This is a genomic window from Catenulispora sp. GAS73 (genome assembly GCF_041262085.1).
Taxonomy (GTDB): domain Bacteria; phylum Actinomycetota; class Actinomycetes; order Streptomycetales; family Catenulisporaceae; genus Catenulispora.
Window position 1 is genome coordinate 15,680 of sequence record NZ_JBGCCM010000022.1, and the last position, 18,554, is coordinate 34,233.

General features: G+C 73.1%; 1 protein-coding gene and 1 pseudogene. Both read left to right on the forward strand.

Features of this window, described 5'->3' with window-relative positions; genetic code table 11:
* Positions 1-11: 11 nt before the first annotated feature.
* Positions 12-11,870: pseudogene (locus ABH935_RS30065) on the forward strand (SDR family NAD(P)-dependent oxidoreductase); the annotation flags it as partial.
* 44 nt (positions 11,871-11,914) lie between these two features.
* On the forward strand, positions 11,915-18,550 hold the full coding sequence (locus tag ABH935_RS30070) for an SDR family NAD(P)-dependent oxidoreductase (RefSeq protein WP_370381429.1): 6,636 nt from the start codon (positions 11,915-11,917) through the stop codon (positions 18,548-18,550).
* The last annotated feature ends 4 nt before the right edge of the window (positions 18,551-18,554 follow it).

The following is an 18,554-nucleotide window of genomic DNA, read 5'->3' on the forward strand; positions in this document are numbered from 1 at the left end:
ACGCGACCGTGAACGAGGAGAAGCTGCGGACCTACCTCAAGCGGGCGACCACCGACCTGCGCGAGGCCCGCCGGCAGTTGGACGCGACGACCGCGGCGCAGCGCGAACCGCTGGCGATCATCGGGATGGCCTGCCGGTTCCCCGGCGGTGTCGCCTCCCCGGAGGACCTGTGGCGCCTCGTCGTCGAGGGCCGGGACGCGATCGGGGAGTTCCCCGCCGACCGCGGCTGGGATCTGGGCCGGCTCTTCCACCCCGATCCGGATCATCCCGGCACGTCGTACGTGAACCAGGGCGGCTTCCTGTACGACGCCGCCGAGTTCGACGCGGCGTTCTTCGGCATCAGCCCCCGCGAGGCGCTGGCCATCGACCCGCAGCAGCGGCTGCTGCTCGAAATCGCGTGGGAGGCGCTTGAGGACGCGGGCATCGATCCGAACAGCCTGCACGGCAGCAACACGGGCGTCTTCGCCGGTGTGATGTACGACGACTACGGCGCGCGGCTGCACACCAGGGCTCAGGCGCCGGAGGGATTCGAGGGCTATCTGGTCAGCGGGAGCGCGGGCAGCGTCGCCTCCGGCCGTGTCGCGTATACGTTCGGGTTTCAGGGTCCTGCGTTGACGATCGACACCGCGTGTTCCTCCTCGCTGGTCGCGGTCCACCTCGCGGGGCAGGCGCTGCGGCAAGGCGAGTGCGATCTCGCACTCGTCGGCGGTGCCACCGTGATGGCCACCCCCTCGGTCTTCATCGAGTTCAGCCGACAGCGTGGGCTGGCCCCGGACGGACGCTGCAAACCCTTCTCCGCCACCGCCGACGGCACCGGTTGGGCCGAAGGCGCGGGGCTGATCCTGCTCGAACGCCTCAGCGACGCCCAACGCCACGGCCACCACATCCACGCGATCATCCCGGGCTCCGCCATCAACCAGGACGGGCAAAGCGGGCAACTCACGGCACCGAACGGGCCCGCGCAAACCCGGGTGATCCACCAGGCGTTGGTCAACGCCGGGCTCACCCCCGACGACGTCGACTCGGTCGAGGCCCATGGCACGGGAACCACGTTGGGTGACCCCATCGAAGCAGGAGCCCTGCAAGCCGCCTACCGCGCCCGCACCAGGCCGCTCTATCTGGGCTCGGTGAAATCAAACCTCGGACACACCCAAGCCGCCGCCGGCATCGCCGCCATCATCACCCAGACCCAGGCACTCACCCACCACATCCACCCGAAGACTTTGCACGTCACCGAGCCCACGCCGCACCACGACTGGAACGACAGCCCCCTGAGGTTGCTGACCGAGAACACCCCCTGGACCACCGCCGACGGCAAACCTCGCACCGCCGCCATCTCGGGCTTCGGCATCAGCGGAACCAACGCCCACCTGATCCTGCAAGAACCGCCTACAGCACAACCCACGCCACCATCCGCCCCGCGACCGGTCCCGTGGATCCTCAGCGCGAAGACGCCGCAGGCCCTCCGCCAACACGCCGAGAACCTGCGGCACTACCTGGAACAGAACCCGGACACGGACCCGGATGCCGTCGCTCGCGCCCTGCTCACCGCACGAGCGCGGTTCGAGCACCGGGCGGTCGTCGTGGCACAGGATCGCGACGGATTCCAAGCAGAACTCAAGGCTCTGCTGAACGAGACAGAGACCGACAGCGACACGATCGACGAACGCCGACGGACGCGAGGCGGCACGGCCTTCCTGCTTCCCGGCCAGGGAAGTCAGTTCCCTGGTATGGCTCGTCCGCTCGCGGACCGGTTCCCGGTGTTCGCGGACGCTCTCGACAAGGTTTGCGACCACCTCGACCCGCACCTGCCACGCCCCCTGCGCGAGATCCTGCTGGCCGACCCCGACAGCGCCGACGCCGCACTGATCCACGACACGCTTTACACCCAACCCGCACTCTTTGCCCACCAAGTCGCGCTCACCGCGCTACTCAGCGCACACGGCATCCAGCCCGACTACCTGATCGGCCACTCGCTCGGTGAGATCACCGCCGCACACCTTGCCGGCGTGCTCGACCTCCCCGACGCCGCAACCCTCGTCACGGCCCGCGCCCAACTGATGCAGACCATGCCCGAAGGCGCCATGCTCGCCGCCCACCTGAGCACCGACCAACTCCCCCCACTCCCCGACCACGTCGAAATCGCCGCCATCAACAGCCCCACCGACCTGGTCCTCGCCGGAGACCCCGCCGCGATCAACGACTATGCCGCACTGCTGGCCGAAAACGGCGTCCGCACGCGGGTGCTCAACGTCAACCGCGCCTTCCACACGCAGCACACTGACACGGTCCTCGACCAGTTCCGCGCCGTCGCCGCCGGGCTGAACTACCAGCCACCGGCCATCCCCGTCATCACCAACCTCACCGGTGACGTCGCCACCGCCGAACAACTCACCGACCCAGAACACTGGGTCACCCACATCCGCCGACCCGTCCACTTCGCCAACGGAATCAACACCCTCGTCGAACTCGGCATCACCGGGTACGTCGAACTCGGACCGCCGGTGTTGGCCGCGGCGGTCCGCCAGCGGCAGGACGCCGCGGCCTGCTTCCCGCTGCTGCGCCGCGGGCTGCCGGACGCCGCGCAGGTCCGCGGCGTACTCGCGGCGCTCGGCGGTCTCTACCGGCACGGGACCGACGTCGACTGGTCCGCGTCCCTGGCCGAGCCCGGGACCGCTGCGACGCCTGCCACGTCCGCGCACGTAGCGGGGCTGCCCGGCTATCCCTTCCAGAGACGGCGCTACTGGCTCGACGCGCCGGCGGACGCGGACGTGACCGCGGCGGGGCTCGCGGAAACCGGGCATCCGCTGCTGGCCGCGCGCACCGATCTGGCCGACGGCGGCGCCGTGTTCACGGCCAGGCTCTCCCAGCACGCCCATCCGTGGCTCGGCGAGCACCGGATCGGCGAGCGCCTGCTCCTTCCGGGTACCGCCCTGCTCGAAGCCGCCTCCCACGCGGCCCGCGTGCTCGGCTGCGACGCGGTCGGCGAACTGGTGCTGGCCAGTCCTCTCGTCCTCGACGAGAGCGAACCGGGGAGCCGGACCCTGCAGATCACCGTCGGTGCTGCGGAGGAGGACGGTGAAGGCACACGTTCCATCGTGATCCACTCGCGCGGTTCCGTCGGCGACGACGAGCCGTGGGTGCGCCACGCCAGCGGCACGCTCGCCGCCGATGCCAGGCCGTCGGCCGTCGATCTGTTCGACCCGCTCGATCAGTGGCCGGCCGTCGGCGCGGAGCCCGTCGACCTGACCGACGTGTACGAACGCTTCGCCGACGCCGGGTACCACTACGGCCCGGTCTTCCAAGGCCTGCGCAACGTGTGGCGCAGCGGATCCGATTTCTACGCCGAGGTCGAGCTCGACGAATCAGAGGCCGTCGACCAGGGCTTCGCCGTGCATCCGGCCTTGCTCGACGCCGCGTTGCACCCGCTGGTACTCGCAGCGTTGGACGAGCAGGGCGGACGCGTGCTGCTTCCCTTCTCCTGGCAGGGCGTCAGCCTGCCGCAGGAGGCCGGCCGACGGCTGCGCGTCGTGCTTTCGCACATCGGGCCGGACGAGTACGCCGTGACGCTCTTCGGCGACGACGGATCGGTGATCGGCGGCGCACGGTCCCTCGCCCTCCGGGCGCTGCCGGAGAACAGCGCCCAGAGCGATCCGCTCTATGTCGAGTCCTGGCGTCCTTTCGAACTGAGCACGGAGGAGCCCGGCCGGGACCTACGCACCTTCGCCGATCCGGCAGCCCTGTGCCGGGCCCTGGACGAGGACGAGCCGGTACCCGCCGCCGTGCTCATGGCGACGGTACCGGACGAGGATTCCCCGGTGGACCCGGCCGCCGCAGCACACGCTCGCACCGCAGCCGTGCTCACGGCGCTCCAGGCCTGGCTGCGCGAGCCACGGCTGGAGGGCTGCCGGCTGGCCGTCCTCACCCGCGGCGCGGTGGCGGTCGATCCGGGCGAACGGATCACGGACCCGGCCGGGGCGGCGATCTGGGGGCTGGTCCGCGCGGCGCAGTCCGAACACCGCGACCGCTTCGTACTGATCGACAGCGATGCCCGGTCCGTTTCGGACGAGGCGCTCGCCGCCGCACTGGCCTCCGGCGAACCGCAGTCGGCGCTGCGGGCGGGCGCCGGGTACCGGCCCCGGCTGACCCGCGCCGAACCCAGCGGCCGGCTGGCGGTGCCGCCGGGAGGCCGGCCCTGGCGGCTCGACCTGACCCGCCGGGGCAGTCTGGACGACCTCGTCCTGGCCGAGCATCCGGCTTACGCCGCGCCGCTGGAGCACGGCCAGGTGCGCGTCGGGCTCCGCGCGGTCGGCCTGAACTTCCGGGACGTGATGATCGCGCTCGGCATGTACCCGGGCGAGGCCCGGCTCGGCGGCGAGGGCGCGGGCGTGGTGCTCGAAACCGGGCCCGGGGTGGACGGGCTGCGTGCCGGGGACCGGGTGATGGGCCTGTTCCCGGACGGCGGCGGGCCGACGGCGGTCACCGATGCCCGGATGGTGGCCCCGATGCCCGCCGGCTGGAGCTATCCGCAGGCGGCGGCCGTTCCCGTGGTGTTCCTCACCGCCTACTACGGACTCGCCGACCTCGCGAGCCTGTGCGCGGGCCAGTCGGTGCTGATCCACGCGGCCACCGGCGGCGTCGGCTCGGCGGCCGTGCAGCTGGCCGAAATGTGGGGAGCCGAGGTGTTCGCGACGGCGAGTCCGGGCAAGTGGCCGGCCCTGCACGCCGCAGGCATCCCCCCACAGCGCATCGCCTCCTCCCGCAACCTCGACTTCGAACACACCTTCCGCACCACCACCGAGAACCACGACGGCATCGACATCGTCCTCAACTCCCTCACCGGCGACTACATCGACGCCTCCCTCCGCCTCCTCAACCACCACGGCCACTTCCTCGAAATGGGAAAAACCGACATCCGCCAACCCACCGACCTCACCACCGAACACCCCGGCATCCACTACCACCCCTTCGACCTCATGGACGCCGGCCCCGACCGCATCGCCCAGATGCTGGCCGACCTGTCCGAGTGGTTCGAAGCCGGGCGGCTGCGGCCGCTCCCGGTGACGTGCTGGGATGTGCGTCAGGCCCCTGAGGCGCTGCGCCACCTGAGCCAGGCCAGGCACATCGGAAAGCTCGCGTTGACCCTGCCCGCCGGCTGGGATCCGCAGCGCACCGTGCTGATCACCGGCGGCACCGGAACTCTGGGCCGCGCCGTGGCCCGGCACCTGGTCGCCGAACACGGCGTGCGGCACCTCGTGCTGGCCGGGCGGCGCGGGGCCGCCGCCGCGGGCGCGGACGAACTGGCTGCCGAGCTCGCCGGGCTCGGCGCGCAGGCGGAATTCGTGGCCTGCGATGTGGCGGACGCGGGCGCGCTCGACGCGCTCCTGGCCGCGATTCCGGCTGATCGGCCACTCGGCGCGGCCGTGCACTGCGCGGGCCTGACTGACGACGGCGTACTCGACTCGCTGACGCCCGACCGGCTGCACGCGGTGCTGCGGGCGAAGATCGACGCCGCCTGGAACCTGCATCAGCGCACGAAAGGCCCGGACGCGGCGGCGCTCGTGCTGTTCTCCTCGATCGCCGGGATCGTCGGCTCGTCCGGGCAGGCGAACTACGCGGCGGGCAACGCGTTCCTCGACGCGCTCGCCCGGCTGCGGCAGGCCGACGGTCTGCCGGGCGCCAGCTTGTCCTGGGGGCTGTGGTCGGAACCGAGCGGCATCACGGCGCGGCTGTCCGAGTCCGATCTCGGCCGCCTGGCCCGCAGCGGATTCCCCGCGCTGTCCACCGAGCGCGCACTGCGCCTGTTCGACACCGCGCTGGAAAGCGGGCTGAGCCACTGCGTGCCGGCGCTCATCGATCCGGCCGCGCTGCGCGAGCAGGCGGCTGCCGGGAACCTCGCCCCGGTGCTCTCCGACCTGGCCGCGCGGCATACCCGAGCCGGGGGACGGCCATCCGCGTCCGCCGCATCGGCCACAGCGGGCGCGCGAGGCGCGGGCGGCGGCGCGGTGGCGGCCAGGCTGCGCACCGCGGCGAGCGCGGCGGACCAGCGCGCCGTGCTGCTCGACCTGGTCCTCGGCGAGGTCTCGCGCGTGCTCGGCCATGCCGCCGCGGACGTGATCGAGACGGACCGGCCGTTCAAGGACATCGGCTTCGACTCGCTCACCTCGGTCGAACTGCGCAACCGGCTCAACGCGGCCGCCGGGCTCACCCTGCCGACCACGCTCGTGTTCGATCATCCGACGCCCACGGCGGTGGCCGACCTGCTGTGGACACGCCTGTGCGGTCCGGACACCGACGAGTCCGCCGCCAAACCCCTCGCGGCGCGGCGGAGGCCAAGCACCACCACGAGTTCGGCGGTACAGGAGCCGATCGCGATCGTCGGCATGGGCTGCCGGTTCCCCGGCGGTGTCGCCTCACCGGAGGACCTGTGGCGGCTGGTCTTCAACGGCACGGACGCGACCTCGGGCTTCCCGGAGCGCCGGGGCTGGGATCTGGCGAGTCTGTATCACCCGGATCCGGACCACCCCGGAACCAGCTACGCACGCGAAGGCGGGTTCCTGCACGACGCCGACGCCTTCGACGCCGACTTCTTCGGCATCAGCCCGCGCGAGGCACTGGCCATCGACCCCCAGCAACGACTCCTGCTGGAAATCGCCTGGGAAACCCTCGAACACGCCGGCATCAACCCCGACACCCTCCACGGCAGCAACACCGGAGTGTTCGCCGGTGTCATCGCGCAGGACTACACGCCGCGGCCGCACGAGACGTCGCCCGAACTTGAGGGCTACCTGCTCACCGGCCGAGCGATCGCTGTCGCGTCCGGCCGCATCGCCTACACCCTCGGCCTTCAGGGTCCTGCGTTGACAGTCGACACCGCCTGCTCCTCCTCGCTGGTCGCCGTCCACCTGGCCAGCCACGCACTGCGGCAGGGCGAATGCGATCTCGCGCTGGCCGGGGGCGCCACTGTGCTGGCCACCCCATCGCTCTTCATCGAGTTCAGCAGGCAACGCGGCCTGGCGCCGGACGGCCGTTGCAAACCCTTCTCCGCCAACGCCGACGGCACCGGATGGGCCGAAGGCGCCGGGCTGATCCTGCTCGAACGCCTCAGCGACGCACAGCGCCACGGCCACCACATCCACGCCATCATCCCCGGCTCCGCCATCAACCAAGACGGCGCCAGCAACGGCCTTACGGCGCCGAACGGACCCGCGCAAACCCGCGTCATCCAACAAGCCCTCACCAACGCCGGCCTCACCCCCGACGACGTCGACTCCATCGAGGCCCACGGCACCGGCACCACCCTCGGCGACCCCATCGAAGCAGGCGCACTCCACGCCGCCTACAGCAACCGGAACCGGCCCCTGTATCTCGGCTCAGTCAAATCAAACCTCGGACACACCCAAGCCGCCGCCGGCATCGCCGCCATCATCACCCAAACGCAGGCCATGGCCCATCAGGTCCACCCGAAATCCCTGCACGTCACCGAACCCACCCCACACCATGACTGGGACAACTCGCCGCTGAGGTTGCTGACCGAGAACACCCCCTGGACCACCACCGACGGCAAACCCCGCACCACCGCCGTCTCCAGCTTCGGCATCAGCGGAACCAACGCCCACCTGATCCTGCAAGAACCCCCCACACCAGAAACCACGCCACCACCCGCACCGCGTCCGGTCCCCTGGATCCTCACCGCGAAGACCCCTCAGGCCCTGCGCCAACACGCCGAGAACCTGCGGCGGTATCTCGACTCCGACGCCGACGCGGATCTCGCAGCCATCGGGCGCACCTTGCACCGAGGCCGCGCACGCTTCGAGCAACGGGCGGTCGTCCTGGCCACCGAGCGCGCCGAGATCGTCGCGGCGTTGCGCGCGCTCGCCGACGAAACCGATTCGCCGGACCTCGTCATCGGCGAGTCGAGCGCGCCGGGGAAGACGGTGTTCCTGCTTCCGGGTCAGGGCAGTCAGTACCCGAACATGGGCCGCGCCCTATATGCCGACGAAGCGGTGTTCGCGCGCGCTCTCGACGAGGTCTGCGACCACCTCGACCCGCACCTGCCACGCCCCCTGCGCGAGATCCTGCTGGCCGACCCCGACAGCGCCGACGCCGCACTGATCCACGACACCCTCTACACCCAACCCGCACTGTTCGCAGTACAAGTGGCCCTCGCCCGGCTGCTACAGGCCTTCAACGTCCACCCCGATTACCTGATCGGCCACTCCCTCGGCGAGATCACCGCCGCGCACCTGGCCGGCGTCCTCAGCTTGCCCGACGCCGCCACCCTCGTCACGGCGCGCGCCCGACTGATGCAGACCATGCCCGAAGGCGCCATGCTCGCCGCCCACCTGAGCACCGAAGAACTTCCCCCACTCCCCGACCACGTCGAAGTCGCCGCCGTCAACAGCCCCACCGACCTGGTGCTGGCCGGAGACCCCGCCGCGATCAACGAATACGCCGCGCTGCTGACCGAGAACGGCGTCCGCACCCGAGCCCTGAACGTCAACCGTGCCTTCCACACACAGCACACCGAGACCGTCCTCGACCAGTTCCGTGCCGTCGCCGCAGGACTGAACTACCAGCCGCCGACCATCCCCATCATCACCAACCTCACCGGTGAGATCGCCACCACCGAACAACTCACCGACCCAGAACACTGGGTCACCCACATCCGGCAGCCGGTCCACTTCGCCGACGGAATCAATACCCTGCAAAACAACGGCGCCGGCACCTACCTCGAACTCGGATCCGGGGTCCTGTCCGCTGCCGCGCGCCGTCAGACAGACTCGCAAGTCCTCGCCCCATTGCTGCACCGCAACCGGCCGGCGCAGGAGGCGCGTACGGTGCGCGCGGCGCTCGCCGCCGCAGCCGTGCACGGAGCCGAGGTCGACTGGGACGGCCCGGCGTCCGGCGACGCCGAGGCCACCGGAAACGGCCGCTCCCCGCAGGTGCCCACGTATCCGTTCCAGCACCGCGGCTACTGGGTGCGGCCGATCTCCGGCCGGGTGGGAGACTCCCGCGCGGACCGTCATCCGCTCCTGCCCTCGGTCGTGCGGCCGGCCGGAGACGGCGGAGCGATCCACAGCGGCGTACTCTCCCTGGCCGCGCAGCCCTGGCTGGCCGATCACGTCATCGCGGGCACGGTCGTGCTGCCGGGCGCCGTGTTCGTCGAACTGGTGCGGCACGCCGGTGATCGCAGCGGGCTGCCGGAGATCACCGAGCTCACGCTGGAGAGTCCGCTGTCGGTGCCGGCCCTCGGCGGCGTGGAGATCCAGGTCTCCGTGGCCGGCCCGGCCGAGACCGCAGACAGGTCCGAGCCGCGCGAGGTCACCGTCCACTCCCGGCCGGTCAGCGCCGAGGCCGACGAGCCGTGGGTCCGGAACGCCGTCGGGCTCCTGGCCGCGAGTGCGGACGGGCCCGAGGACGGCTTCGAGGAAACACAGGACCCTGCTACCGACGCTCCCGCACAGTGGCCGCCCGCGCAGGCAGTCCCCGTGCCGACCGACGGTCCGCAATCCCCCTACGCGCTGCTTTCCGAGCGCGGATACGACTACGGGCCCGCCTTCAGCGGCCTGCGTGCGGCATGGCTCGACGGTGCGGACGTTTACGCGGAGGTGGAACTGCCGGAGGCCGCCGACACCGGGGACGCCGCAGGTTATGCACTGCACCCTGTCCTGCTCGACGCCGCGCTGCACGCGCTGGTGCTCGCGCCGGGAGACGAACACCGGCCGGACACGCTGGTCCCGTTCTCCTGGCACGGCGTCAGCTTCGACCGGACCCCACCCCGGACCCTGCGCGTGCACCTGTCGAGGACGGCGGCGGACCGGGTCCGCGTGACGCTGTCCGATCCGGCGGGCGCACCGGTCGGACGCATCGCCTCCCTGCTGTTGCGGCCGTACTCCGGCACGGGTGCCGGGACGGCGTATCCCCTGCATCGACTCGCCTGGGAGCCGCTGCCGGCCGACGGATCGCCGCAGGCCGAAGGTGCGGAGGCAGAGTTCGAATTCCTCTTCGCCGACACGCAGCCCGACGCCGTGACGGACCTCGCGGCCGACCCCGCAGCCGCAGCCCACGCGAAGACGGAGCGGATCCTGAGCCTGGTGCAGGAGCGACTGGCCGCCGAGCAGGCCCCGAACACCCGGTTCGTCGTGGTCGCCGGTGATCCGCAGGCCGCTCCGAAGGACCCCGCCGGCCTCGCCGACGCGGCCGTACGCGGGCTGGTCCGCTCCGTCCAGACCGAGCATCCCGGCCGCGTCGTGCTGCTCGGCCTGCCCGATCCCGCACTCCGCGCACGGCCCGAGCTGCTGCGCAGCGCCGCGGCCGAGGCCGTCAGCCGCGCGGAGCCGGAGATCGTGCTGCGCGCCGACGGTCTGTACGTGCCGCGGCTGGTGCGCGCGGCCACCGGCGGCGACGCCGACACCGCGTTCGATCCGGAAGGCAGCGTACTGATCACCGGCGGGACCGGCGCGCTCGGCCGGCTGGTCGCGCTGCGGCTGGCCAAACGGCACGGCGTGCGCCGCCTGGTGCTGGCCGGGCGCCGCGGTGACCAGGCGCCCGGCGCCGCCGAACTCGCCGCGGATCTGGCCCGGCTCGGGGCGACCGCGGTCTTCGAGTCCTGCGACGTCGCGGACCGGGCCGAGCTGGCCGCGCTGCTCGGCCGGGTGCCCGCCGATCGGCCGCTGACCGCCGTGGTGCATCTGGCCGGCGTCCTGGACGACGCCACCGTCGCCGGCCTCGACGCCGCCGCGCTGCACGCGGTGCTGCGGCCGAAGGCCGACGCCGCCTGGGCGCTGCACGAGCTGACCGCCGAGCTGCCGTTGTCCGCCTTCGTGCTCTTCTCCTCGATCGCCGGCGTCGCGGGCACCGCGGGGCAGGCCAACTACGCCGCGGCCAACGCGTTCCTGGACGCGCTGGCGGAGCACCGGCGGGCGCTCGGCCTGCCCGCGCTCGCCCTGGCCTGGGGTCCGTGGGCGAGCCGGACAGGCATGGCCGGACGGCTCGACGCGGGCGCGGGCGCGGCCCGGCTGGCGGCCTCCGGAGTGCTGCCGCTGTCCGAGGAAGCGGGGCTCGCTCTGTTCGACGCGGCGCTCGCGGCGCCGGACGCGGCGCTCGTCCCGGCGGCCTTCGACCTCGCGGCGCTGCGCGCGGCGCCGGACCACGCGATCGCCCCGCCGCTGCGAGGCCTGGCCCGCCGGCCCGGCCGGGCGCGCGCCGGCTCCGGCCCGGACGCGGCGCGGCGGTTGCGCGGACGGCTGGCCGGGCTGGACGCGCTGGCCCGGGAGGAGCTGCTGCGCGGGCTGGTCCGGACGCTGGCCGCCCGGGTGCTCGGGCACGGCTCGATCACGGCCGTGCCGGTCGACCGGGGGCTGATGGACGCGGGCTTCGACTCGCTCAACGCGCTGGAGTTCCGCAACCGGCTCGCCGCCGAGACCGGCCTGGCGCTGCCGACGACGTTGTTGTTCGACTATCCGACGCCGCGCTCGGCCGCCCGCTATCTGGCCGGCGAGCTCAACGGCGGCTCGGCCGGGTTCTCAAACGGATCTTCCAACAGGTCCTCAGCCGGGTCCTCGGACACGGCCGGACCGGACCCGGCACCGCCAGACGACGCCGCGATCCGCCAGCTGCTCGCCGCGATCCCGATCCCGGCCCTGCGCGCGGCCGGCCTGCTCGACGGAATGCTGCGACTGGCCGCCGCCGTCCCGGGCTCAGATCCGAGCACAGTCCCAGACCCGGACCACCAAGGCGACGCCGCGGCCGCGATCGAGGCCGCCGACGTCGACGAGCTCGTCAGCCTCGCCCTCGCGGGCGCCGAGTCCCCCGCCGTTGCCGACAGCGGCCCCGCCGCCGACGCCGACCACGAAAGGCAGCACTGAAGATGGCGACACCGGAGCAACTCGCCGCCGCGCTGCGCGCAGCGCTGCTCGACCAGGAACGGCTGCGGCAGGAGAACCGGCGGCTGAGCGAAGCCCCGCGCGAACCCGTCGCGGTGATCGGCATGGCCTGCCGCTATCCCGGGGACGTGAACTCCCCGGCCGACCTGTGGCGCCTGGTCAGCTCGGGCACCGACGCGATCGGCCCGTTCCCCGCCGATCGCGGCTGGGATCTGGACCGGCTCCACGACCCGGATCCCGGCGCCGTCGGCACCAGCTACACCCGGCATGGCGGCTTCCTGAACGGCGCGGCCGACTTCGACGCCGGCTTCTTCGGCATCTCGCCGCGCGAAGCCGCGGCCACCGACCCGCAGCACCGGCTGCTGCTGGAGACCGCCTGGGAGACGTTCGAGGACGCCGGCATCGCGCCGGCGACCCTGCGCGAGAGCCGCACCGGGGTGTTCACCGGCGTCATGCACGGCGACTACGGATCAAGGCTCTACCACCGGATGCCGGAGGAGTTCGAGGGCTACCTCGGCGTCGGCAGCGCTTACAGCGTCGCGTCCGGGCGGGTGGCCTACACCTTCGGCCTGGAGGGGCCGGCGGTGACCGTAGACACGGCCTGCTCCTCCTCACTGGTCGCCGTACACCAGGCCTGCCAGGCCCTGCGCTCGGGCGACTGCACACTGGCGCTGGCCGGCGGGGTCACCGTGATGGCGACGCCGACCCTGTTCATCGAGTTCAGCCGGCAGCGGGGACTGGCGCCGGACGGACGCTGCAAGTCCTTCTCCGCGGCGGCCGACGGCACCGGTTGGTCCGAAGGAGTCGGGCTGCTGCTGCTCGAACGGCTCTCCGACGCCCGCCGCAACGGCCACCGGGTCCTGGCGTTGGTGCGCGGCTCCGCGGTGAACCAGGACGGGACCAGCAGCCAGCTGACCGCGCCGAGCGGCCCGGCCCAGCGGCGGGTGATCCGCCGCGCCCTCGATCTGGCCGGGCTGGAGCCGGCCGACGTCGACGCGGTCGAGGCGCACGGCACCGGGACCTCGCTGGGCGACCCGATCGAGGCGAACGCGCTGCTCGCCGCCTACGGCGCGCACCGGTCGCCGGACCGGCCGCTGTGGCTCGGCTCGGTGAAGTCGAACCTCGGGCACACCCAGGCCGCCGCCGGCGTCGCCGGGATGATCAAGATGGTCGAGGCGCTGCGGCACCGGACGCTCCCGCCGACCCTGCACGCCGAACGGCCGACCGAGAACGTCGACTGGAGTTCCGGGACCGTCAGGCTGCTGACGGAGCCGGTGCCGCTGGACGGGCTCGGCCGCCCGGCCCGCGCGGCCGTGTCCTCCTTCGGGATCAGCGGCACGAACGCGCACGTGATCCTCGAAGAGGCGCCGGACGCACCGGTCCCGTCCGGAGCCCGGCCGGAGCCGCTGTCGCCGCCGTCGCCGCCGTCGGAGTACCCGGTGCCGGTACCGATCGGCGCCCGGGACTCGGTGACGCTGCGGGCCCAGGCGGCCGGGCTCGTCGATCTGCTCACCGGCGAACCCGATCTCGAACCGGCGGACCTCGGCCACTCCCTGGCCACCGGCAGGACCTGGTTCCCGCAAGGGGCGGTCCTGGTCGCCCGCGAACGCGGGGAACTGCTCACCGAACTGCAGGCTCTGGTCGCCGGGACGAACCCGGACGCGGCGGCGCCGCGTCCGGCAGCCGGCGGCGGGATCGTGTTCGCCTATCCGGGGCAGGGATCCCAGTGGATCGGCATGGGCAAGCAGCTGGCCGCCTGGTCCCCGGCGTTCGCCAAGGAGATCGAGGCCTGCGACCAGGCGCTGCGGCCGTACCTCGACTGGTCGCTGACCGATGTGCTCTTCGCCGAGCCGGGCGCGGCCGATCTGGAACGCGTCGACGTGGTGCAGCCCGCGCTGTTCGCGATGATGGCGGGCCTGACCGCGCTGTGGTCGTCGCTGGGCGTCCGGCCGGACGCGGTGGTCGGGCATTCGCAGGGCGAGATCGCCGCGGCCTACGTCGCCGGCGCGCTCGATCTCCAGGACGCGGCGCGCGTGGTGGCCCTGCGCAGCAAGGCGATCACGGCGCTGTCCGGACTCGGCATGATGGCCTCGGTCCCGCTGCCCGCTGACGAGCTGCGTACGCTGATCGCCCCGTGGGACGGGAAGGTGGAGGTCGCGGCGATCAACGGCCCGGCGACCACGGTCCTGTCCGGACAGCCCGCGGCGATGACCGAGGTGCTGGAAACCGTGCGTCGCGGCGGGGCCCGTGTGCGCACGATCGCGGTGGACTACGCCTCGCACTCCGCGCAGGTGGAGCGGATCGAGGCCGATCTGACGGCCGCGCTGGCGCCGATCCGGCCGCGCGCGCCGCGGATCGCGTTCCACTCGACCGTGACCGGCGAAGCGGTGTCGGACGCGGTGCTGGATGCCGGGTACTGGTACCGCAACCTGCGCCGCCCCGTGCTGTTCGAGAAGACTGTCAGGAGTCTGCGATCGGCCGGGAACGAGATCTTCCTGGAGGTCAGCCCGCACCCGGTGCTCGCCTTCGGGCTGCAGGAGACCTTCGAGGACGAGCCGTCCGTCTTCGTGTGCGGCACGGCGCGGCGGGACGAGGACGTGCCGCGGCAGGTGCTGGCCACGGCCGGCCGGCTCGCCGAGCGCGGTGTGGACGTGGACTGGTCGTCCTGCTTCGGGGACGGCGCGCGCACCGTGCCGCTGCCGACCTATCCCTTCGCCCGGACCAGATACTGGATCGACGCGCCGTCCGAGGCCCCTGACGTGCGCGCCGCCGGTCTCGCGGACGGCGGGCACCGGCTGCTCGGCGGCCGCGTCGACCTCGCGGACGGCTCCACCGTGTTCACCGGCCGCCTCGCCCTGGCCGATCAGGCCTGGCTGGCGGACCACGCGGTCGACGACACGACGCTGCTGCCGGGCGCGGCCTTCGTCGAGCTCGTTCTCGCCGCGGGTGGGCGTGCGGGCTGCGGACGGATCGAGGAGCTCGCGCTCCAGGCGCCGCTCGTGCTGCCGGCCGACGGCGCCGTCCTGCTGCGCGTGCAGCTCGGCCCGGAACTCGACGGCGAGCGGGCGATCGAGGTGCACAGCCGGGCCGAGGACGAGGATCCCGACGCTCCGGCGGCCGATGAGACGGCATGGACGCGGCACGCTGCCGGCGTGCTGGGCGTGTCGGATCCCGCGCCGGCGGCCGACCCGACCGGAGCCGCGGTCCCTCAGGGCGCGGATCCCGTCGATCTTGAAACCGCGTATCGGGAACTCGGCGAACGGGGCTACCGGTACGGCCCGTCCTTCCGCTGCCTGCGCGGCCTGCACCGGCACGACGGCGTGCTGCTGGCCGACCTCGCGCTGCCGGACGGAGTCGACCCGGCCGGGTTCCTGCTCCATCCGGCACTGCTCGACGCGGCACTGCACCCGCTGGCGCTGGAGACGGCTGGTGACACGCACGCCGACACGCGGGATGCCGTGTCTCTTCCGTTCTCCTGGGAGGGAGTGGAGTGCTTCGCCGAAGGGGCGAAAGCCGCGCGAGCCCGACTGACCCACACCGGTCCGCAGACCGTGCGCGTCGAACTCTTCGACGCGCAGGACGCGCCGGTGCTGCTCGTGGAGACACTGACGGTGCGTTCCGTGCCGCGAGCCCGGATCGGTGCGAGCCCGAGGCAGCATGACGGGCTGTTGGTGCCGACTTGGCGGCCCGCCGCTGTGGCCGAGTTCCCTGCCAACGACACGGCCAACGACGCGGTCGGCAGGGTGTGGGCGCTGTTGGGCGGCGCGCCCGGGCCGGTCGGCGCCGCGCGGTACCCCGACCTGCCGGCGCTGCTCGCCGCTGTGGACGACGGCGCCGCCGTGCCGGACGTCGTCGTGCTCGAACTCACCGGGCCGGCCGAGGCATCCGGTGAGAGCGCGGACGCGGCCGCTGTGACGCACGCGGAGGCACGTCGTGCGCTGGCGCACGCGAAGACCTGGCTCGCCGAACCGCGGCTGGACGGCGCCCGCCTCGTCGTGCTGACCAGGAACGCCGTCTCCGTGCACGTCGGCGAGCCGCCGACCGGGCCGGCCCGCGTGGCCGGTGCGGCCGTCAGGGGTCTGATCCGCACCGCGCAGAGCGAGAATCCCGGCCGCTTCGTGCTGCTCGATCTGGACGCCACCGAGGCCGGCGAGGAATTGATCGCGTCCGCTGTGGCACTCGGCGAACCGGAGGCGGCCGTGCGCGGCGACGCCGTGTACGTGCCGAGGCTCGACCGACTCGAAGCGGATCAGCGTTCCCGGGGCGTGCTCACGCCCGGCACGGACGGCGGGCCGTGGCGGCTGGCCGCCACCGCCTCGGGCACGCTCGACCAGCTCGCGCTGCTGCCGTATCCGGAGGCCGACGCGCCGCTGCGCCCCGGACAGGTGCGCCTCGCGCTGCGGGCCGCCGGCCTGAACTTCCGCGACGTGATCGTCACCCTCGGCCTGGTGACCACGGACACCCGCGCCCTGGGCGGCGAGGGAGCGGGGGTGGTGCTCGAAGTCGGGCCCGGGGTCGAGGACCTGCGCGTCGGGGACCGGGTGATGGGGCTGCTCTCCGGCGGAGTCGGACCGACCACCGTCACCGAGCGGGATCTGCTCACCGCGATCCCCGAGGACTGGAGCTTCGCCGAGGCGGCCACGCTGCCGGTGGCCTTCCTCACCGCCTACCTCGGCCTGGTGGACCTGGCCGGGGCCAAGCCCGGCGAGTCGCTGCTGATCCACGCCGCGACCGGCGGGGTCGGCCTGACCGCCCTTCAGCTGGCTGCGGAACTCGGCCTGGAGGTGTTCGCCACGGCCAGTCCGCCCAAGCAGGAGACGCTGCGCGGGCTCGGCCTGGACGAACGGCACATCGCCTCCTCGCGCACGCTGGAGTTCGAACAGCACTTCGCCGCAGGCGTCGACCTCGTACTCAACTCGCTGTCCGGAGAGTTCACCGACGCCTCGCTGCGGCTGCTGCGGCCCGGCGGCCGCTTCCTGGAGATGGGCAAGACCGACATCCGCGACGCCGCCGAGGTCGTGCGCGCACACCCCGGCATCACCGGGTATCACGCCTACGACCTGATGGACCCCGGACCGGAGCGGGTGCGCGAGATCCTGGCCGAGCTCACCCGGCTCGGCCGGGCCCGCCGGGTGCGCCCGCTGCCGCTGACCGCGTGGGACGTGCGCGAGGCGGCCGAGGCGCTGCGCCACCTGAGCCGGGCGCGGCACGTCGGCAAGGTCGTGCTGACCCTGCCGGTGCCGCTCGACCCGGCCGGCACCGCGCTGGTCACCGGGGCCGGCGGCACCCTGGGCCGGCTGATCGCCCGGCACCTGGTGGCCCGGCACGGGCTTCGCAGTCTGCTGCTGATCGGCCGCCGGCCGATCGATCCGGAGTTCGTCGCCGAACTCACCGCCGCCGGCGCGCGGGTGGCGACCGCGGCCTGCGACGCCGCCGACCGCGCGGCCCTGGCCGAGGCGCTGCGGCAGATCCCGCCGGACCGGCCGCTGACCGCGGTCGTGCACGCCGCGGGAGTCCTGGACGACGGCGTGCTCGACTCGCTCACCGACGAGCGGCTCGCGAAGGTCCTGCACGCCAAGGCCGACGCGGCGCTCGCTCTGCACGAGGTGAGCGCGCACCTGGACCCGGCCGTGTTCGTGCTCTTCTCCTCGTTCGCCGGGATGGTCGGCACCCCGGGGCAGGCGAACTACGCGGCGGCCAACGCGTTCCTCGACCGGTTCGCCGAGTACCGCCGGACGCGTCTCGGCCGGCCGACGCTCTCCCTGGCGTGGGGGCTGTGGGCCGAGAGCAGCACGATGACCGGCGGGCTGTCCGAGGCCGACATCTCGCGGATGCGCAAGGCCGGCATCCGCCCGCTCACCTCGGCGCACGGGCTGGCGTTGTTCGATCTCGCGCTCGCCCTCGGCGAACCGGTGCTCGCACCGGTGCGGCTCGACGAGCGGGAACTGCGTCGGCGGGCCGCGTCCGGCACCCTTCCGCGGCTGTTCGATCCGCTGGTGCGCCGGCGTCCTCCGACGCGCCGGACGGCCGCCGCGACCGGCGACGCGGCCGAGCCGGCCGGCGGCCCGCAGGCCCTGGTGCGGGAGCTCAGCGGCCTGACGGAAGACCAGCAGGAGCGGCTGCTGACCGACCTGGTGCGCACACAGGCCGCCGCGGTGCTCGGCCACGCCGACACCGAAGCCGTCGACCGCGACCGGGCCTTCAAGGAGCTCGGCCTGGACTCGCTCACGGCGGTCGAGCTGCGCAACCGGCTCGGCCTGATCAGTGGCCTGCGACTGCCGACGACGCTGGTGTTCGACCATCCGACGCCGGCGGCCGTGGCCGAGTACCTGCGCCCGCTGCTCGCCCCGCAGGCCGCCGCGACGGCGGTCGGCGCGAACAAGGCTGACAGCGTTCCGCGCACGGACGAAAACGGCTCCGGGGCGCTCAGCGAAGAGGTGCGGAGCCTGCTCGCGGCGATACCGGCCGAGCGGCTGCGCGCCGCCGGGATCCTCGGCCTGCTGCGCGAGCTCGCGGGAGCCGGGGAACAGCCGTCCGTCGACGACATGGGTGTCGACGACCTGATCAACGCCGCGTTCGCCGGTGCGGGCGAGGACGAGGACGGATCCGACGAGCACGGATCCGACGACGGCGGGGACGCGAAGGCGGCGGATCGGTCGTGAACGG